At 36.8% G+C, this 20,974-nt stretch carries 14 protein-coding genes; 12 read left to right on the forward strand and 2 right to left on the reverse strand.

Features of this window, described 5'->3' with window-relative positions; all coding sequences use genetic code 11:
• Window positions 1-24: 24 nt before the first annotated feature.
• A complete protein-coding gene (locus QUH73_RS01035) occupies window positions 25-816 on the reverse strand; it encodes a DUF4382 domain-containing protein (RefSeq protein WP_289528595.1) in 792 nt (263 codons plus the stop codon).
• A gap of 599 nt (window positions 817-1,415) precedes the next feature.
• Here QUH73_RS01035 and QUH73_RS01040 point away from each other — a divergent pair.
• Both QUH73_RS01040 and QUH73_RS01045 read left to right on the forward strand, forming a co-directional pair.
• Entirely contained in the window at window positions 1,416-1,892 is a 477-nt protein-coding gene (locus QUH73_RS01040; RefSeq protein ID WP_289528597.1) for a hypothetical protein, read from the forward strand.
• Window positions 1,893-2,079: 187 nt separating this feature from the next.
• Window positions 2,080-3,201, forward strand: coding sequence for a DEAD/DEAH box helicase (locus tag QUH73_RS01045; protein WP_289528599.1), 1,122 nt, complete (start codon window positions 2,080-2,082; stop codon window positions 3,199-3,201).
• 125 nt (window positions 3,202-3,326) lie between these two features.
• Here QUH73_RS01045 and QUH73_RS01050 read toward each other — a convergent pair whose 3' ends face one another.
• The gene (locus QUH73_RS01050; RefSeq protein WP_289528601.1) at window positions 3,327-4,205 is read right to left on the reverse strand and encodes a helix-turn-helix domain-containing protein; all 879 of its coding nucleotides are present in this window, start codon (window positions 4,203-4,205) and stop codon (window positions 3,327-3,329) included.
• Window positions 4,206-4,576: 371 nt separating this feature from the next.
• Here QUH73_RS01050 and QUH73_RS01055 point away from each other — a divergent pair, with 371 nt between their 5' ends.
• The 10 genes from QUH73_RS01055 to QUH73_RS01100 all read left to right on the forward strand — a co-directional run bounded on the left by QUH73_RS01055 (window position 4,577) and on the right by QUH73_RS01100 (window position 20,971).
• Entirely contained in the window at window positions 4,577-5,674 is a 1,098-nt protein-coding gene (locus tag QUH73_RS01055; RefSeq protein WP_289528602.1) for a glycoside hydrolase family 26 protein, read from the forward strand.
• A 9-nt stretch (window positions 5,675-5,683) separates the two neighbouring features.
• On the forward strand, window positions 5,684-6,874 hold the full coding sequence (locus QUH73_RS01060; RefSeq protein ID WP_289528603.1) for a glycoside hydrolase family 130 protein: 1,191 nt from the start codon (window positions 5,684-5,686) through the stop codon (window positions 6,872-6,874).
• A 178-nt stretch (window positions 6,875-7,052) separates the two neighbouring features.
• The gene (locus QUH73_RS01065; protein WP_289528604.1) at window positions 7,053-10,220 is read left to right on the forward strand and encodes a SusC/RagA family TonB-linked outer membrane protein; all 3,168 of its coding nucleotides are present in this window, start codon (window positions 7,053-7,055) and stop codon (window positions 10,218-10,220) included.
• A gap of 17 nt (window positions 10,221-10,237) precedes the next feature.
• Window positions 10,238-11,959 carry a RagB/SusD family nutrient uptake outer membrane protein gene (locus QUH73_RS01070; RefSeq protein WP_289528605.1) on the forward strand — a complete coding sequence of 574 codons (1,722 nt, stop codon included), beginning with the start codon at window positions 10,238-10,240 and terminating at the stop codon, window positions 11,957-11,959.
• 58 nt (window positions 11,960-12,017) lie between these two features.
• Window positions 12,018-13,202: a glycan-binding surface protein gene (locus tag QUH73_RS01075; protein WP_289528606.1), complete on the forward strand. Its 1,185-nt coding sequence runs from the start codon at window positions 12,018-12,020 to the stop codon at window positions 13,200-13,202.
• A gap of 26 nt (window positions 13,203-13,228) precedes the next feature.
• Entirely contained in the window at window positions 13,229-15,508 is a 2,280-nt protein-coding gene (locus QUH73_RS01080) for an IPT/TIG domain-containing protein (protein WP_289528607.1), read from the forward strand.
• 96 nt (window positions 15,509-15,604) lie between these two features.
• The gene (locus QUH73_RS01085; RefSeq protein ID WP_289528608.1) at window positions 15,605-17,026 is read left to right on the forward strand and encodes a glycosyl hydrolase; all 1,422 of its coding nucleotides are present in this window, start codon (window positions 15,605-15,607) and stop codon (window positions 17,024-17,026) included.
• A gap of 58 nt (window positions 17,027-17,084) precedes the next feature.
• Window positions 17,085-18,284: an AGE family epimerase/isomerase gene (locus QUH73_RS01090; RefSeq protein WP_289528609.1), complete on the forward strand. Its 1,200-nt coding sequence runs from the start codon at window positions 17,085-17,087 to the stop codon at window positions 18,282-18,284.
• Between the two features lie 5 nt (window positions 18,285-18,289).
• The gene (locus QUH73_RS01095) at window positions 18,290-19,501 is read left to right on the forward strand and encodes a glycoside hydrolase family 27 protein (RefSeq protein ID WP_289528610.1); all 1,212 of its coding nucleotides are present in this window, start codon (window positions 18,290-18,292) and stop codon (window positions 19,499-19,501) included.
• Window positions 19,502-19,597: 96 nt separating this feature from the next.
• Window positions 19,598-20,971 carry an MFS transporter gene (locus QUH73_RS01100; RefSeq protein WP_289528611.1) on the forward strand — a complete coding sequence of 458 codons (1,374 nt, stop codon included), beginning with the start codon at window positions 19,598-19,600 and terminating at the stop codon, window positions 20,969-20,971.
• Window positions 20,972-20,974 lie beyond the last annotated feature (3 nt).

Raw genomic sequence — 20,974 nt, forward strand, 5'->3', positions numbered from 1 at the left:
TAAATTGTAGCAGTAGTGTTTATTTTAATTAGCTGAAATTTCTATTGTTCCAGCATCTGTAACAGCATCATTGCTTACCTCAATATCTTCAATTTCTTTTTCAGTATATCCATCAACAGGCATTAAATCAAGCTTGTATGTGCCTGCTTGTAATCCTTTAATCAAGAAATCGCCGTTTCCTTCAGCAATGGTCGAGATGGTATCCAAACCGATTATTGCATGAATAGTTGGAAGTGCTTCAGCTGGTGATATAGTTCCAGAGATGGCACCGCTTGTTGCTTCGTTAAAAGTTCTGATTACAGGCTTTAATTTGTATTTGCCATTTCCAGTTGCAACAATAGAACGGGCAGCATCAAAATCTATCCACAATTTGTACTCAATTCCAGCTAAGAAATCATCGTGAATCTGAAATTTCAAACCGGAAGTCTGAGCTGATGGAGTATCCAAATCATAAGAAACACCATCAATAACTACTGAGTTATTTGCGCCAAGAATCAAACGCATTTGCGAAACAGTGCCACTTGGCATTTCCTGATCAACCAAAAGCGTGTCCAAGCCATTATTGAATTGTAAAAGATCATATACACCTGCATTTAGCAACTTCATTTCCTGCCATCCATCTTCTGTATTTTCATTGTTTGATGAATGAAATTGAATAGCCTGAATATCAATATTAACCTTATCGTATTGTGCGGGAGAATCTGTTAATCGAATTTTAACAGGAGTCGTTAGTTTTACATTATCGTTGGAGCATTGAATGAAAACAAATGCAAGCGCAACAAGTGAAATTGTACTGAATGGTTTTAAAAATCTCATTGTGTGTTTAATTTTAATTAAATAAAAGTGTTCGGATAAAACGGTGAAAATAGATTTTGTTTTATTTGAATATTTTATGAAAGCCAATAAGTATGCCAGATATAGCCTTAATACAGTAAGGGGTAAGTTATCAGTGAGATGATGAAAACTAAAATAGATATGATATTTTGAATGTTGAAAATTACGTGGAATTATTCTACACATATTACTCAATTCCTCAGTTAATAGGAATAGGTAGGAGAGCTTCCTAAAATCATTTGATTTTATGTGTATGTCCAATTCAAAAGGAAACATCCCATTTTGTTATTTTCTGTATTTAAAATGGGGATTAAGTTCATTGTAAACTGCATCACGGCTTTTGCTTTTTCAGAAACAGAAGCATCTTTTACAATCTGGATATTTTTTTAATCCATTTGCTTCGGGGTAATTTGAATTCCTCTGTTGATTCTTATCAATGAATTGTAATCGTTTGTGTGTTAAAAAAGTTTAAAAAAACATTTTTTCTTAATGAGTATGGCTCTAAGTGAAACGATTATTCATTAAGATTGCTATCCTCCTACTAAAGATTAAATCTATTATTAATTGCTCAATTTATTATTATGAAGAATTTACAACAACTGGTTCAGTGGACAAGATTTGGATTGGTTTCAGCATTTTTTATTGTTCTTATTGTTGAACTTGCTTTGGGAGTTCTGGCTATTAGTGGTGAATATTCAATTTTAAGTATTCATAAAAGTTTGAATATATCGATATGGAAGAACATATTGGGAATTGCTTTGATTATTGTGGAGATTATTATTTCGGAGATGATGTATAAAAAGAAATTGGAATATGTTGGCTTATTTGAGACTTTGGAAGAAAAACTAAAATATTTTAGAAAAGCATTTTCTTTTAAAATGCTATTTGGAGCTTTAACAGGAATTGTAGCTATGCTGGCCTATTCGCTAACTGAAAATTTGATTTGGTTTTTACCATGGATCATGGTATTGTACACCCTGAGTAAGTCCTTTCCGTTTAAGTGGACATTGGTACATGCCATGCAAATAGAAAATGAAGAAGACAGGGAATTATTCTAAGATGAATCAATCTTGTATTCTGTGATGAGTGCAGGGAATGAGGCGTTTTTTACTAGTAATTAAACTCAAAAATAATTTTGCGACCTTAATGCCACTCTTCGTATTCTTTATGTCCCGGTATTTTTAGTCATCATTCTTAATTCTGAATTGATTAAGCTATCTTTGCGGACTATTTAAATTATTTGTTGTGGAAAACTTTAAGGAATTAGGTGTAAATAAAGATATTATTAAGGGATTAAACGATCTTAATATTATTAAGCCTACTCAAATACAAGCAGAAGTGATATCGGTACTTCTTCAAGCTAACACCGATTTAATTGGACAGGCTCAAACAGGTACTGGCAAAACAGCAGCCTTTGGAATCCCTTTGCTGCACAGAATCAATACCAAATCAGACAAGGTTCAAGGTTTGATTCTTTGTCCGACACGCGAGTTGGGACAGCAAATTGCCAAGCAATTGTTCAAGTTTACCAAGTACTCTGATAAGATTTTTACTGAATCGGTTTATGGCGGGGAACAAATTGACAGACAAATTAGTGCTTTGCGTCGTCCAACTCATATTATTGTTGCGACTCCAGGTCGGTTAATTGACTTGGTGAAGAGGAAAGCGGTTGATTTGAGCCATGTAAAAACTGTAATTTTGGATGAGGCAGATGAAATGATGAGCATGGGCTTTAAAACCCAGTTGGATGAGATTTTGACTCACCTTTCGCGTGTAGAAAACCGATGGTTGTTTTCGGCTACTATGCCTCAGGAAATTATGCAGATAGTTAAAAGACATTTTTCTCCAAGCGCACACAAAATTGAGGTGAGCGGACGAAATGTGGTGAACAAAAATATTCAGCATCAGTTCCTGATCTGCGAGGACAATGAAAAATTGAACATCTTGATTCAGTTTTTAAAATCGGAGCAAAAAAACAGGGGAGTGGTGTTTTGTAAAACCAAGGCTTCGGCACAGGTTTTGGCCAAGCAGTTAATTGCAAAAAATATTCCAACTGATGCCATTCACGGCGATTTAAAGCAGATTGAACGGGATAAGGTAATGCGTGCTTTTAAAAACGAAAGCCTTCGAATTTTGGTGGCAACAGATATTGCTGCCCGGGGAATCGATATTGTCGATCTTTCTTTTGTGGTACATTACGAATTGCCTGATAAAGAGGAGTATTACACTCACCGAAGCGGTCGAACTGCCCGTGCAGGTAAAGAAGGTGTTTCTCTGTCGTTGGTAAATAACAAGGAGCTTAAAAATCTTCGTTATTTCCAAAAAACGTTAAACATTGCTTTCAATCAAATCAGACCGAGAAAATAAATATTTTGCTTGAGTATAACCTTGTTCATGAATAATATATCGAAGAGATCTTGCTTGCAGGATCTCTTTTTTTGTAAGATTAATTTACAGTCATAAGATTGTAGTAAACCTTAACTACTGCTAAGTTAATACACATTTTTAGTCCCGTTAAAGTTCATTCTAAATTCAGACGGAGTACAGTCTTGTTTTTTCTTAAAGATTCTATTGAAGTTGGAAATGTTGTTGAAGCCACAATCGAAACAAATTTCCGCGATACTCTTGCTGGTTTCAATTAATAGTCGGGTAGCTATTCCCAAACGAATTTCAATAACAAATTCAACAAAGGATTTCCCTGTTCGTTGCTTAATCAAACGACTAAATGATATTACCGACATGTTTACAAGAGCAGCCGCATCTTCAAGTTTAATTTTTTGCTGAAAATTGTCTTGTATGTACTTGTAGATTCGTTCAATTCTTTCACTATTATGAAAATCACTCTGGCGGTGGAATGACATATTTGTAAGCAATTGTTGTTCTCTGGAAATGGCCAGATCATATAATAGTGATTGAAAAGCCAAATAACTATCAAAACCTCTTTTTTGGCTAAGAGCAATCAGTTTTGGTTCCACCATTCTTGTTGTATCCTCTGAAAATAAAATACCTCTGTTGGCATTGTTGAGCAATTCCCGTATGGGTTTAAGCATGTTTCTATTCAGGGTGTTATCATCAAATAATTCTCTGGGGAATTGTATTGTGATTTCATGCAGGAGTTCTTTATTATCGTTTTTGTAATTTTCCCATCCATGATAAAGATTAGGACCAACCATAACTAATTCTTTGTTTTGGATTTCTCCAATGTGATCTCCAATGATTCTTTTTCCTCCTTTTGCTTTATGTATGTAGTTAATTTCGAATTCAGGATGGAAGTGAATTGGAAAGTTAAAAGCATTTCTTTCTCTATCAAATATTAGGAAACAATCGTTCTCTTGTAAAGGTGTTATTTCTCTGTGAATATGGTCTTTCATAGCTTATTATTTTTTGCAAAACTACTTAAAATGATGTGATAGTACAATAAATAGTGATGGAATTGTACTATTTAAGATGAATATTTGGATTGTATAGTTAAGTTTTGGTAAATATATTGTGTGTTTTAGCTGTGTTTTCGGGTTTTGTGTCATTTGGTTGCATTGTTATTCTGTTGAACAAGAGGTGTTTTTGTTCGTTTTTGGGTGTTGTATATCAATTTTATCAGAAATGATAATAAAGTATCATCTTACGATTGAAAAATACTTGGCTGAAGTATGCAAACGATATAATTTTGAAATGTAATCATTTAGAGGATTTTGCACAGATGAGAAAATTGCCATTAAAAAGAGTATGTAAAAATAATAATGCAATGATAATACCGAAGATAACAGCTGTTTTAGGTCTGTCTATGTTGATGGCTTGCTCCCAAAAACCAGTTGAGAAAAGCACCAATTCAATTGCAGAACAATTGGAATTTGTGAAGGGAAAAGGAATTCTTTTTGGACATCAGGACGATTTGGCTTATGGAAAGAATTGGAGTTATGTGGATGGAGAATCGGATGTGAAACGGGTTGCCGGAGATTATCCAGCTATGTTCGGATGGGAATTAGGCGGTATAGAACTTCAACACATGCACAATTTGGATCGTGTTCCTTTTTCGGACATGAAGCGATTGGCAATAAAAGGGTATTTGATGGGTGGAATCAATACGTTTAGCTGGCATCCTTTTTCGGTAGTTAATGGAGAGAGTTCATGGAATACCGAAAACGATGTCGTGAAGCATATTCTACCCAATGGATCACATCACAAGGAGTTTTTGATTCAATTGGATAGAGTTGCTGATTTCTTCAAGTCCTTGAAAACAGATGATGGAATCGCAATGCCTTTTATTTTTCGTCCGTGGCACGAAATGGATGGCACATGGTTTTGGTGGGGAACAAAAAACTGCACTGCAGAAGAAGTTAAGGAGTTGTTTCGATTCACCATAAACTATTTAAAAAACAAAAAAGAATTGACTCAAATGTTGGTTGCTTACTCTCCCGATCGAAATTTCACAACAATTGACGAATATCTTACATGGTATCCTGGTGATGACATTGTTGATGTAATAGGAATGGACAATTATTACGACTTAAAAATACAGGATGGCGAAAAGGAAGCTATTAAAAAATTGCACATACTAATTGGTTATGTAAAAGAGAAGCACAAGTTGGCAGCACTAACAGAAACAGGTTTGGAGAATGTTGATGATTCCTTGTGGTTTACTAAAAAGCTAGGCAAAGTTCTTGGTGATTCATTAATCAGCAAAGAATTAAGTTATGTAATGGTTTGGAGGAATGACCCAAAGGTTCACTTCTTTTTTCCATACGAAAATCATTCGGCAGCCACTGATGCCAAGAATTTTTTAGATCAACCTGAAATGCTTTTACTGAACGATTTTAATAAACTGAAAAAAATAAATAATTAAACTTTTGGTATGAATAAAGAGTTGTTTGCAGAACGAATAAAATTGATTCGTGAAAAACATGAAGATTTGTTGGGAAGAAGGAATGAAAAGCTGTTTAGTACCAATGGAATATACAATCGGTATGCAAACCCGATTGTAACAAGAGATCATTTGCCATTGCAATGGCGGTTTGATTTTAATCCAGATACCAATCCGTTTTTTATGGAGCGTGTCGGATTTAATGCAGCATTTAATGCGGGTGCTGTGAAAATAGATGATAAATACCTTCTTGTGGTTCGTGTTGAAGGAAACGATAGAAAATCGTTTTTTGCAATTGCTGAAAGTTCAAATGGGGTGGATAATTTTAGATTTTGGGATCGGCCAATAAGCATGCCTCAAACTGAAGATGAGGATACTAATGTCTACGATATGCGTTTGACTCAACATGATGATGGTTGGATTTATGGCGTGTTTTGTACTGAACGTAAAGACACAAACGCACCAGATGGTGATACTTCAAGTGCAGTAGCTTCGGCTGGTATTGCCAGAACCAAAGACTTAGTGATTTGGGAACGTTTGGCTGATTTAAAATCGACTTCAGGACAACAACGTAACGTTGTGTTGTTTCCTCACTTAATAGAGGGAAAGTATGCATTTTTTACCCGCCCTCAAGATGGATTTATAGATACAGGAAAAGGTGGAGGAATTGGTTTTGGTTTGTCAGAAACAATTGAAGATGCAGAAGTGAAAAATGAAATCATTGTAGATGCCAAAACCTATCACACCATTTACGAGGTGAAAAACGGATTAGGCCCGGCACCAATCCGTACCGGTAAAGGATGGTTACATCTGGCACACGGAGTTCGGAATACAGCGGCAGGATTAAGATATACCTTATACATGTTTATGACAGATCTGGAAAAGCCATGGGTAATTACTTACAAGCCACATGGTCATTTTATTGCTCCATTGCAATCTGAGCGTGTAGGTGATGTTTCAAATGTAGTGTTTTCGAATGGGTGGATTGCTGATGAAGATGGCAGCGTGAAAATCTATTATGCTTCTTCGGATACACGGATGCATGCGGCAACCTCAACTATTGATCAATTAGTTGACTATTGCATTAATTCACCGCAAGATAAATTTCACTCACATCAATCTGTAAATACAATTAACGAATTGATTGATAAGAACCTAAGATTCACAAATATGTTAAAATGATAAGGTAATCTGCCCAAAGGCTATATTCCATGCCGGCCTACTAATGTTTAAAGACAAGATAATGCGCTGTATCATCACTTATATTGTTTTTGTAACTGTTAAATAATGATGAGTAAAATACAATTACGGAGTGTAATGTGTAAATGAATTTAACCTTTTAAATTTAAATCTATATTTTATGAACAAGAGTCTACAAATCTTGGTTATTGTTTTCTTGTTTTGTTCACAGCAATTGGCTTACGGACAAAATAAAACAATAACCGGGACAATAACAGATGATCAAATGCTCCCATTACCGGGAGTTTCCATCGTAATTAAAGGTACCACGCAAGGTACAATCAGCGATGTTGACGGAAACTATAGTTTCTCTATTCCAGAGGGGAAAACTGTTCTTGTATTTTCCTTTATTGGTTTTAAAGACAAAATTATCGATGCATCTAAACTTACTTCGTTGAATGTGAAAATGGAAGTTGAAACAGAAGGCTTGGATGAAGTTGTGGTAGTAGGATACGGTAAGATGAAAAAAAGCGATTTGACAGGAGCTGTTAGTTCTGTTAAAACGGAAGAGCTTAAGGGAATGACTATTTCGAATGCCGACCAAATGCTTAAAGGTAGACTGGCTGGAGTTCAGGTTACTCAAAACTCGGGAGCTCCAGGTGGAGCAGCATCTATTCGTATACGTGGGGCTTCATCAATCAACAATTCCAACGAACCGCTTTATGTTATTGATGGGATTCCATTTAGCGGTGAAGGATCAGAAATTGGTGGTTTTGCTTGGGCAGGTGGAACTGGTGGGCAAACAAAGGTAAATCCTTTATCTACTATTTCGCCATCGGATATTGTTTCTATGGATGTATTAAAAGATGCATCAGCTACAGCAATATATGGCGCTGCAGGGGCTAATGGTGTCGTAATTATTCAAACCCGAAGGGGGCAATCCGGTGAGGCAAAGATTAGCTATGAAGGTTACATGGCATTTCAAAAAGTTGCCAAAAAGATCGATATGATGAACCTGAGAGAGTATGCTCAATATCAGGTTGAACTTGGGGAATTTACACAAGATGAAGTTGATGAGGCATATAAGGATCCTTCAATTTTGGGAGAAGGTACAGATTGGCAGGATGCAATTTTCAGAACTGCACCATTACAATCACATCAACTATCATTGACCGCTGGATCAGAAAAATTTAAACTTGCAGCCAGTGTTGGTTATATGAATCAGGATGGTATCATATTCGGTTCTGGTTTTGAACGATATAATTCACGTCTTAATGTTGATGGAGAGGTTCGTAAATGGCTTAAAATGGGCGCGTCTCTTGCTGTTACACATACCGATGAAACAATAACGCGTCAGGATGGTACAGATGGTGTGATTATGCAGGCTTTAACCATGCAGCCTTCGGTACCTGTATATAACTTTGACGGCACATGGGCCGGACCAAGTGATATTAACGGAGCCTCTCAATATAACCCGGTTTGGTTGGCCAAAATGCAAAACAATACATTGGCTCGAAATCGTGTTATGGGGAATGTGTATTTGTCAATTGATCCAGTGAAAAATCTAAATATTCGAAGTGAGTTTGGTTATGATATATCGAGTAGTAAAAATAAAAGTTTTATTCCACGCTACGATTTCGGTTTAATTGAATCCAACCTTAATAAGATGATGCAGCGCGAAGACAACTCTGTTTACTGGTTATGGAAAAATTATGCCACTTACAATTTCAATCTGGAAAAACATGGTTTTAGTGTCATGGCAGGTGTTGAGATGTCCAAAAATGCATGGGAAGGTACTCAGTTTATTAAACAAGGATTTACAACTGATGATATTTTTGTAATGACAGAAGATGGCGATTTTGTATCTAATGATGGATGGAAAGATGAAGCAACCAGTTCTTCTGTATTTGGTCGGCTTAATTACAATTATGATGATAGATATTTAATAACTGCAACCATGCGTGCGGATGGATCTTCTAAGTTTGGAGGAGATAACAAATGGGGGTATTTCCCTTCGGCCGCTGTTGCGTGGAGAGTTTCGCAGGAATCATTTCTTAAAAGTTCTGAATTGGTTAGCAACTTGAAGTTAAGATTGGGTTATGGTATGGTAGGTAACAGCAATATTGGTACTTATAAATATGGTTCTGCGATGCACACCATGACTACTCCTTTAGGAACAGCTTACCGATTAGCCAATGTATCCAATCCAAAATTAAAATGGGAAGCTTCACAACAATACAATGCTGGTATTGATATGGGAATTATTCAAAACAGAATTTCTCTAACGGTTGATATGTACAGAAAATCAACTAAAGATCTATTGATGCAGGTTTCTATCCCTTCCTATCTGGGGGATAAAGATGAATCTTCAGGAATTGCTGCTCCTTATGTTAATATAGGAGAAACTCAAAATCAGGGAGTTGAGATCTCTTTAAATACTGTAAACTTATCGAATGATAATTTTAAATGGTCTTCTGATGTTGTTTTCTCTGTAAATAGAAATAAAGTAATTGCCTTAAATGATGATTCTCAGGTTCTTTATGGAAATTTGGATTGGTGGAGTGAATTTCAAACAGCAACAGCGATTATGGTTGGTCAACCGATGGGAGTGTATTATGGATACAAAACCGATCGTTTATTTACCAATGAAGAAGATATCTTAAATTCTCCTGTTCAGGTTGAAGATCCGGGAAATTCTGATCTGAATTTATACAATCAGAAAACAGGTGTTTATGTTGGAGATATTAAATTCCAGGATTTAAATTCTGATGGAGTTATTGATGATAATGACCAAACTGTAATAGGAGATCCTAATCCTGAATTTACATTCGGATTTACTAATACATTCAGCTACAAAAACTTTGAATTATCTGTTGGGATAAATGGTGTTTATGGTGGCGATGTTCTAAATTTTTCCCGTGTAAGAACGGAGGGAATGACTTCAATTTGGGACAATCAGTCAAAGGCTGTTGTTAATCGCGCTCAGGTTGGTTCCGATGGTTCTGGTAATGCATATCTTTTAAATCCGGAAGCAAATATTCCTCGTCCGTCAACCAACGATTTTAACAGAAATACCAGAATGAGTAATCGTTGGATTGAAGATGGCAGTTATTTAAGGATATCCAATATTACACTTGGATACAGCCTTCCAAAATCGGCTCTTAAGTTAGTAGGACTGAATAATGCTAAAATTTATGGGACTGTACAAAATGTCTTTACCTGGACAAATTATTCTGGTTACGACCCCGAAGTTGGAGCTTACAACCAATCTGCACTGTATCAAAATATTGATATGGGACGTTATCCAACTCCTCGTACTTATACTTTTGGTATTAATGTTGGATTTTAAACTAAAAAATGAAGAAAATGAAGAATTTATTTAAAATCATATATTTTTTGATTGTTGTAATGACAATGAGTGGTTGTGACGATTTTCTGACTGTGGTGCCACAGGATTCACTTGTTGCAGAAAATTATTATACTTCTGAGGCCAATGTTAGGGCGAATACCGCATCGCTTTATGGCAGTGTTTGGTGGGATTTTCATTCCCAATTTATGTGGTTGGCCGGAGACGAATTAGCAGGTGATTTGTATTATACCTATGATGCTGAAGGTCAGTTTTATTATAATAAGGTCGGTGCTGGTAATAAATTTAATAATACGGGCTGGGAAGGGTTGTATCGGGTAGTATCTTTTTCCAACTCGATTATAAATGATATGCCATCTTCTGCACGAGAAAACGGTGTTTCAGAAGATGTAATACAGAAAGCGCTTGGCGAAGCCCGTTATATGAGAGCCGTTGCTTATTATTTTATAGCTGAAAACTGGGGGGAAGCGCCAATTATTGAGAATGCTACAGAGTTAATTACTTCAGGAAACGTTGCTGATATTTACGTTAATAAACATACACAATCGAGTATGTACAGATTCATGTGTGAAGATCTTGAGTTTGCTGCAGGTATTCTTCCAAAAACAGATGAAGCAGGTCGCGTAACAAAATGGTCAGCTTTAGGAATGTTGGCAAAAGTTTATGTAACAAGAGGAGCTTATGAGGGGAATAGTGAATACTTTACCTTAGCCAAGGAATGTGCCCGTCAGGTAATTGAAGATTCGAACCTTGCTTTGTATGATAATTTTTCTACGATGTTTGATGTAGAAGCGAATAACTGTTCTGAATCTCTTTTCTCTATTCAATGCATGGTAGGAAGTTATGGCGATGGAAATTCACGCAATGTAAATTGGAGCCGGGGATCTCGTATTGCCGACCAAACATGGGGAGCAGGTAAGGGACCAACCATTTCTCTTCAGGAACTTTTTGCAGAACACCCTAATGATGCCCGCCGTAAATGGACTTATATGACCCATGGAGATTACTATGAAAATCTGGACAAGGCCAATGGTGGATACACATACCAATTCTCTTACCGCGATCCTGAAGATTTAGATACTCAGGTAGAATCAACGAATGGGATGTTAGCTCACATTAAAAAATATGTTATTGGAAAATCTGCTGACACAGAAGGACAAGTTGGAACAAATCAGGATGCAGGGAATAATATTTACGTTCAACGACTTTCTGATGTTTACTTTCTTTATGCCGAAGCAACAATGGGTTTAAGCGAAACAACATCAGATGCTGCAGCTATTGGATATATCAATAAGGTATTGGATACTCATAGTGCCGGGTACAATGTTTCAGCTCCTTTAACTTACATTGATTTAATTAAAGAGCGCCGTAGGGAATTTGCTTTTGAGGCTAATTCGTGGTACGATATAAAACGTTACTACTATAGAGATAACACTGCAACTATAGAATATTTAAATAGCATGAAAAGAGACCAGTTATATGTGTTTGATTATAACAGTATTGATCAGGAAGGATTATCCACTGCTGACAAATATGTTCTTGAGAACGATCGGGATTCTTATATAATAGGATGGGAAACTACGGCCAATGGAGAATGGGATGGAGAACGTGTTAATAATATCGTTTTCAATGGTTCATCAATGTACATTAGTTTACCTGCTGAGGTTACTACAAAAGCTCCTATACTACTTGACGAAGCAGTCAATTATTATGTTGAATAAAGTATTGTATAATAATGGCAAGTTCCTTATAAACAAGGATGATAAAAGAAATAAGCATATGAAAAACATACTAAAAATATTATCATTACTATTTGTAGTAATACTGGGTTTTACCGCCTGTAATGATGATGATAATGATGGAGGTACACCTTCCATTCAATACATACGTCCTACCGAAGCTGCGGCTTCGGACTCTTTACTCGTAAGTGCTTCAATGGGGCAAACCATTGCAATAATAGGAGAAGGACTTCAGGATGTTGTATCAATTTATTTTAATGATCAGCAGGCTAAATTGAATCCAACCTATGTAACATCACATTCTATTGTAGTTACAGTTCCTGGATCTATTCCTGATGAAATCACAAATACCATAACTTTATCCACTTCTTCCGGAAAAAGTCTGGTTTATGATTTTACAACTAAAATTACTCCTCCTAAAATAAAATCAGTAAGCTGTGAGTGGGCTAAAGATAATTCCGAAATAACACTTTATGGTTCTTACTTTTTCCCAACAGAAGAAGGTGATATTGAAGTTTTATTTCCAGGTAACTTACAGGCTGAGGTGGTTGAGTTTACCGATGAATATATTACCGCTGTTGTGCCAAAAGGTGCGATGAAAGGTTATATTACTGTAACAAATGATTATGGAATGGGGCGCACATCTTTTATTTTTAGAGATGACGCGGATATTTTTATTGATGGAGAAAATCCAACAGCATGGAATAATTGGGGATTATCTGATTTCGCTTCCGCTGAAGGAATAGATGGATCATATGTGAATTTTGAAGGAACAACTGGTTCTTGGGCATGGCCGGCAAATGCAATTCAACTATTCTACATTAATCCTAATGCACAGCCTCTTGTTTCAGAGGGAGATGCTAGTGATTATGTATTGAAATTTGAATGTTATTGTCATGAATGGCATGATACTCCAATGTTAATTTGGTTTGACAATGACGGAAGCCATAATGTAGATGGTGCCAATGCTCAATATCACTGGAAAGCTTATAACAATAACGGCGTTTCTGAGAACTATGTTACCGATGGTTGGATTACTGTAACTATGCCAATTTCCGATTTTATATATAGCAAAGATGAATCAGAAACAGATCGTGCTATAACAAGTCTGGATGAACTTCAGAATCTAAATATAATGTGGTTTGGATCTGTTAATGAGTCAACTACCGAATTCGGGTTGAAAATGTGGATTGATAATGTTCGCCTTGTTAATAGTAAAGAGTAAAAATCGAACAAAAACGAATTTTAGTTATGAAAAATAATATATATAATCGATTACGTATAGCATTAATATGCTTTACACTATTGGCTGGCATCTTTGTTGTTTCTTGCGACAAAGACGATGATAATGGGGGAAGTGTTGAGCTGTATTCGTTTGGTCCAAGCCCGGTTTTACGTGGCAGTGATATTCATTTTATCGGACAGGATCTGGACTTAATTACCTCTGTCGTTTTACCGGATAATATCGAGGTAACCAATATCACTGTAGTTAGTAGTTCTGAAATAACGATTACAGTGCCACAAGAGGCTGAACCAGGTCTGGTAACTTTAAAATATAAAGGAGGAACCATTACCACAAAATCAAGAATTGGTTATACAGAACCTTATTCGATCACATCAATTTCGCCGGTAGAAACAGCTGTTCGGGAAGGAGAAGAGGTTACAATTAGTGGTGATTACCTTAATAATATTGTAAAGGTCGTTTTTCAGGGAAATGCAAGTGTTGATTCAGCTAATTTTGTGTCACAGTCTCGTAAAGAAATTGTTGTAAAAATCCCAAAAGAGGCTGTTTCCGGTAAAATCATAGTAGAAGATGTTCATGAGAATCAACTTTATTCAGATTTGGAACTAAGCATTTTGCAACCAACTCTAACGAGTTTCTCACCAACGCTTGTTAAGGCTGGTGAAAACGTAGTGATTAGTGGAGCAAATCTTGATTTGGTATCAGAAATAATTTTTTCCGGAGATTCTTCTGTTGTGGCTAAAGATTTTGTATCCGTTACCTCAACCTCAATAGAGATTGTAAGCTCTGCTTATATTCAGGATGGCCCTATTACATTGAAGGCATATTCCGGCGTGGAAGTAATCAGTTCTGAATCCATAACAACGGTTGTTCCATCAGCACTTACTATTGTTGCTGCAAGTCGTTACAGAGCAGAACTTGAAGTACTTATTTCGGGGGCAGATCTTGATTTAACAACTTCGGTACAGTTTACAGGAGGAACTGCAATTACAGATTTCACCTATGATGGAACCGGTATTACTGTTGTTATACCGAATGATGCAATGGACGGAGTTGTTGTTCTTAATACCGCTTCAGGTAAAAGTGCTTCAACTGATGCAATTGTGTTGGTAAAGCCAGTCGTAGCAGATGTGACTCCAAACCCGGTTGATGCAAATAACGACATCACGATTACTGGTACTGATTTAGATTTGGTAAAATCTGTTACTTTCGCGAATGATTTAACGGTTGATGTAACTCCCGAATCCAGCACAAGTATCACTGTTACTGTTCCTATGGAGGCCACAACGGGTGAGCTGATCCTGACAATGATCAATGGAGCTGTCGTGAACACTTCTTCTGTTACTATAAATAGTCCTGATTATTGCTACATTCCGGTACTACCTGATTCCGAAGCGGAGATTAATTCGGGTAAAGTATTCTCGATTGATGTAGTAAATGGTAGTGCATTAACAGAAGTAAAAGTAGATGGCAATACAACTAGTTCTTTTGTTGAAGGAACCAATATGTATGTGTTTATTCCAAGTAAGGCTAGTGGTAAAACCGAGTTAACTTTGATTTCTGCAACAGGAAGTATTTCATATACAATTTCAGTAATTGGCGTAAGCAGTATCGAAACTGTGATTATGAATAAGACTCATGATTTAGGATCATGGGCAAAGGAAGATGCTGGTGGAGCATTTCGTCTTTACAAACCTTCTTTTAATGGAGTGAAAGCCGGTTCGATATTGAAATTTTATTTTACAGTTTCAGGCACTCCCGGACAAATGCAGATAAATGATGCGAACTGGGGACAACAGGCTATGCTTGAGTTTACTGATGAAGCACAGACATCTTACGAGATGGAGTTGACACAAGGATTTCTGGATCAGATATTAAATACAAGTGATGGATGGTCTGAAACCGCTGCAGTAATACAAGGGCAAAATTTGGTTATTTCTAAGGTGTCTGTTATTACTTTCGAGGCTTCAGCTTCTGAAACAATTTGGACAGGCTCACAAGTTATGCCGGGTGATTGGTCTGGAAATATCCAATTGTCCGCAGATCTCTTTGCTTCTGCAAATGTTGGTGATGTAATTCACGTAAAAACTGTAGATGTTCAGACTGGGGCACAAGGTTCGTTTAAAAATGGCTCATGGACAGAAATAGCTGCCGGAACGGATTACTTCGACATAACCGGAGATTTTGAATTGACCATTACCGCTGATATTTTAACTGCATTGCAATCGGGAGGATTGATAATTAGTGGCCATGATTATACTGCGACAGAAGTTTCTATCGGCTCATAATTAAATTTTAACACAATTTTGAATTTATTTGTTCAATAAACCTTATTGCCTTTTTCTCGAAAGAGAAGATTGGCAATAAGGTTAAAATAACCAATAATGCTGCAAAAAAGATTCCTATATAATCAAGTAGTGAGAAGTATGTTGCTTGCTTTATCTGTACTTTTTGTTTTTTCGTGCGGTTCTGAAAGTGCCCCGGATGAACCACTCGTGCTTGAACCTCCACATTTGGTAAGTTCAAATCCTGAAGATGGGGCAACAGAGGTAGATACAAAAACAACCGCTATGCAATTGGTGTTTGAAAGCAACCTAATTGTTGTTTCAGAATCCAAATTTTATTTAAATAATAATGTTGTAAGCACTGTAACAGCTGAAGAAAATGTTTTAACGGTAACTTTTTCAACTCTTCAACCTGAAACAGAATATACCCTGCTCATTGATGCCTTGGCTTTAAAAGTAGTAAACGGAGCCGTAAATTCTGCCCAAATTTCAATAAGTTTTACAACTGCAGCAAGTCAGGCTGTAGATATTACAAATGACCTTGCAGTTGATAATCCTTCCCCGGAAGCCACAAATCTGTATTCCTTTTTTAAGGAGAACTATGGGGAAAAAATAATTTCCTCTGCAATGGCCAATGTGAATTGGAACATCAACGAGGCCGAATGGGTGAAACAGATTACAGGGAAATATCCTGCAATTGCAACTTTTGATTACGTTCATTTGCCATATTCTCCTTCCAATTGGATTGATTATTCTGACATTTCTGTGGTTGAGGATTGGTGGAACAACAATGGAATCGTAAGTGCTGGATGGCACTGGATTGTTCCTACCTACGAAGGTTCTGCAGATTATACTTATAAACCGGAAGAAACAACTTTTAAGGCTTCAAATGTTGCAATAGATGGCACCTGGGAAAATACAATAGCTAAAGCTGATTTAGAAGAGATAGCTGGTTATTTGAAATTACTTCAGGCTAAAAATATCCCTGTTATTTGGCGGCCATTGCACGAAGCTGCAGGTAATACATATGAATATACGAATGGTGAAGCTTGGTTTTGGTGGGGTACTGACGGTGCAGATACCTACAAAGAACTTTGGGTTTTTATGTTTGATTATTTTAAAGCTCAAGGACTAAATAATTTGATATGGGTGTGGACTACACAAACAAAAGACAATGCTTTTTATCCTGGTGACAACTACGTGGATATCGTGGGAAGAGACATTTATAATAATGCCGAAGCGACTTCTATTGCTGATGAATTCAATACCATTCAGCAAACCTATCCTACTAAAATGATCACTCTTAGTGAGTGCGGCAACACGGCCAATGTTTCTGAACAATGGAATGCCGGAGCTAAATGGTCGTATTTTATGCCTTGGTACGATTATGAAAGAACAAATGATACAAATGAATCAGATTTTTCGGGTACCGATCATGAACATGCCAATGCTGCATGGTGGACGAATGCTTTTAGCAATACTTATGTGATTACACGAGATCAAATGCCTGATTTAAAGTAGAATATTTAAAGGGTGTTTTATTTTAAAGTGAATCCCCAAACGGATTAATAGATTGATGATGAGAGAAAAAAATAATTCACTGGAACAATTCCTATGTGAAATTAAACAAGAATGGTTCGATATACTTGATTATTGGGCAGAAAGTACAATTGATAAACATAATGGTGGTTTTTATAGTGAAATTTCCAATACCAGTGAAGTCAATAGTGAGATTGCAAAGGGAGTTGTACTAAACACAAGAATTTTATGGACATTTTCATCCGCATATAACCACAGTAAAAATGAGAGATATCTTGAAATAGCCAAACGGGCTTTTGATTATATTCTTGCTTTTTTTTTGGATCATGAGAATGGTGGTTTGTTTTGGGCTGTTGATGCAGCAGGAGAGGTTGTGAATGATAGAAAACAAGCTTATGCACAAGGATTTGGCATTTATGCTTTTTCGGAATATTATAAAGCTTCCAATGACGAAAATAGTCTTAAACAGGCTGTAAATATTTTTCATTTGCTGGAAAGTAAATACAAAGACAATGAGTTTGGTGGTTATATTGAGGCTCTGGGCAGAGACTGGCAGATGTTGGATGATATGCGCTTGAGTGAAAAAGATGCAAATGAGCCAAAGTCAATGAATACGCACCTTCATATAATTGAACCTTATACCAACCTTTATCAGGTTTGGAATAATGCTGAAGTGAAGAACAGTATTAAAGATTTGTTGTCGATATTTTACGATCGGATTCTTAATCAAAAAACTTTTCAGTTTCAATTGTTTTTTGATATGGATTGGACAGTAAAATCCAATGAAGTATCCTTTGGACATGATATTGAATCAGCTTGGTTGCTTAGTGATGCAGCAAGAGTGATTCATGATGAGAATTGGATTGAGAAAATGGAAACAATAGCCGTTCAGGTAACCGATAAAGTTATTCATGACGGAATGGATCGTGATGGCAGTGTTTTTTACGAAAAAATTGATGGAGTAATTGATAAAGATAAGCATTGGTGGGTTCAAGCCGAGGCGATTATAGGATTGGTGGATACCTACAAAATAACAGGAAATAAGAAGTATCTGGACAGAGCCATTCAAATATGGACATTTGTTAAAGCCAATATTAAAGATGGTAAGGGGGGAGAATGGTTTTGGCGGGTTGATGAAGGAGGAAAACCTGTAGCCAGTGATTGCAAAGTAGGATTTTGGAAGTGTCCGTACCATAATACCAGAGCGCTAATTGAAAGTTATAGCAGACTTAAAGAATAATCAGAATGAGAAAATTGTTTTTATTACTAATAATGATTGCGTTCAGCATTTGCGTGAATGCTCAGAAAGCAGAAAATTTGGCTTTAACTCCTCCCATGGGCTGGAATAGCTGGAATACATTTGGCACAGATATTAATGAGCAGTTGGTGATGCAAACCGCTGATGCTTTTGTAGAATTGGGATTAAAAGAAGCCGGATACGAATATATTGTATTGGATGATGGATGGATGGCTAAGGAAAGAGATGAAAATAATAATCTGGTTCCGGATCCAAAGAAATTTCCCGGAGGAATAAAATCTCTGGTCGACTATGTGCATTCAAAAGGTTTAAAATTTGGTTTGTACGAATGTGCCGGAAACCAAACCTGTGCAGGTTATCCCGGGAGTCGTGGTTTTGAATATCAGGATGCCAAACTTTTTGCCGAATGGGGAATTGATTTTTTGAAATATGACTGGTGCAATACCGAGAATTTAAATGCAAAAGGAGCTTATGAAACCATGAGAGATGCCTTGTATGCGAGCAAACAACCAATTGTTTTCAGTATTTGCGAATGGGGCGATAATGAGCCTTGGAAATGGGCAAAGGATATTGGGCATTTGTGGAGAGTAACCGGTGATATTACCAATTGCTGGGATTGTGAAGTCGGTCATGGAAACTGGTCATCGCGAGGTGTCTGGCCAATTATTAATCTTCGTAAAGATCTCCGGAAATACGCTGGCCCAGGCCATTGGAACGATTTAGACATGATGGAGGTGGGGAATGGTATGACCGATTCGGAAGATCGTGTACATTTTGCCATGTGGAGCTTATTGACCTCGCCTTTGATTTTAGGAAACGACCTTCGCACTATGTCTCACGAAACATTGAAAACAATCGAAAACAAAAATGTTATTGCTGTCAATCAAGATGCTTTGGGAATTCAAGCTTACTGCCACCTGAAAAGTCCTGATTTGGAAATATGGGTGAAACCTCTCGCCAATGAAGAATGGGCTGTGGCTTTTGTTAACATGAGCAAGGAGGAATTACTCCTTGCTTATGATTGGTGGAAACATCCGGTAAACGATCAGCTGACCAACAAGCAATTGGAAAAGAAATACAAAAGTTACTCCATGTATGATCTGTATGCATCCAAAAATATCGGGTTAACCAATACAAATCTTGAAGCAAAAATTAAAGGGCACGATGTTTTATTGCTGAAATTAAGTCCTCAGAAATAATAAAAATAAGTGAACGGGAAGCTGTGTTGAACAGTTTTTGCAAGTATAAATCTATTTGGAGTATCTATTTTCAAATCTCCATTTAAAGCAAATAGAATGGATCATAAAATCTGTTTAAAAGAAAAAATAGGATATAGTTTTGGAGACTTTGCCTCTTCCATGTTTTGGAAGATATTCTCTATGTTTCTTATGATATTTTATACCGATGTTGTAGAGTTATCTCCTGCATCGGTTGGTACAATGTTGTTGCTAACCCGGTTGTGGGATGGTTTGAACGATCCGATTATGGGAATTGTTGCCGATCGAACCAGTACATCAAAAGGAAAATTCAGACCTTATCTTTTATGGGTGGCAATTCCATTTGGTATCATTGGAATTCTAACTTTCTCAACTCCTGAATTCGGTCCGTCGGGAAAATTGATATATGCCTATGTAACCTATACCTTAATGATGATGGTATACACGGCAATAAATGTTCCTTATTCGTCCCTAATGGGCGTAATGACAAGCAATCCGGATGAACGAACATCACTGGCTTCTTTTCGTTTTATTGGAGCGTATTCCGGAGGAATCTTCATGACGGCTTCTATTCCTTACTTATTGGATTATTTCAGGGAAATAGGTTCCAGTGAAGCGGGCAGTTATCAATATTCTGTTGCTATTTATGCGCTTGTGGCAGCTTTCTTTTTCATCATGACCTATTTGTGGACAAAAGAGAGGGTAAAGCCATTGCAGGAAAAAACCTCCATATGGAAAGATGTAAAAGATTTGGGGAAAAATGCACAGTGGTTTATTATGCTTGGTGCCGGTATTGCTGTGCTGATCTTCAATTCTCTTCGCGATGGAAGTATCATGTACTATTTTAAATATTTTATCAAAGATCAAACCATTCCTTTACTTGGAGAAATGAAGTGGGATAAATTAGCAGGTGCTTACATGACCATTTGGTTGGCTACAAATATGATAGGTGTTTTGCTGGCCAAACCGGTTTCAGCAAGAATCGGAAAGAAGAATACTTTTATCGGAGCTATGGTTTTGGCATCTTTTTTAAGTATTTCCCTGTATTGGTTACAACCCGAACAGATCGGATTGATTTTCTTACTCAACATTTTTATTGGAATAACAGCTGGAATTGTATTGCCGTTAATCTGGTCGATGTATGCTGATATTGCCGATTATTCGGAATGGAAAACCGGTCGGCGGGCCACTGGTTTGGTATTTTCATCTTCCTCCATGTCACAAAAAATGGGCTGGACTTTAGGTGGAGCTGTTACCGGCTGGTTGTTGTCAGCCTATGGTTTCGAAGCCAATGCCGAACAATCTTTCGAATCATTAAAAGGAATTCGCTTAATGATTAGTATTTATCCAGCCATTGGCGCTGCGCTTTCTGCTCTGTTTTTATTGCTGTATAAATTGAGTGATAAATATATGAAACAGGTAATTGCAGAATTGGCTGAAAAGCGAAGATAGATG

The sequence above is a fragment of the Labilibaculum sp. K2S genome, assembly GCF_030372765.1.
Taxonomy (GTDB): Bacteria; Bacteroidota; Bacteroidia; order Bacteroidales; family Marinifilaceae; genus Labilibaculum.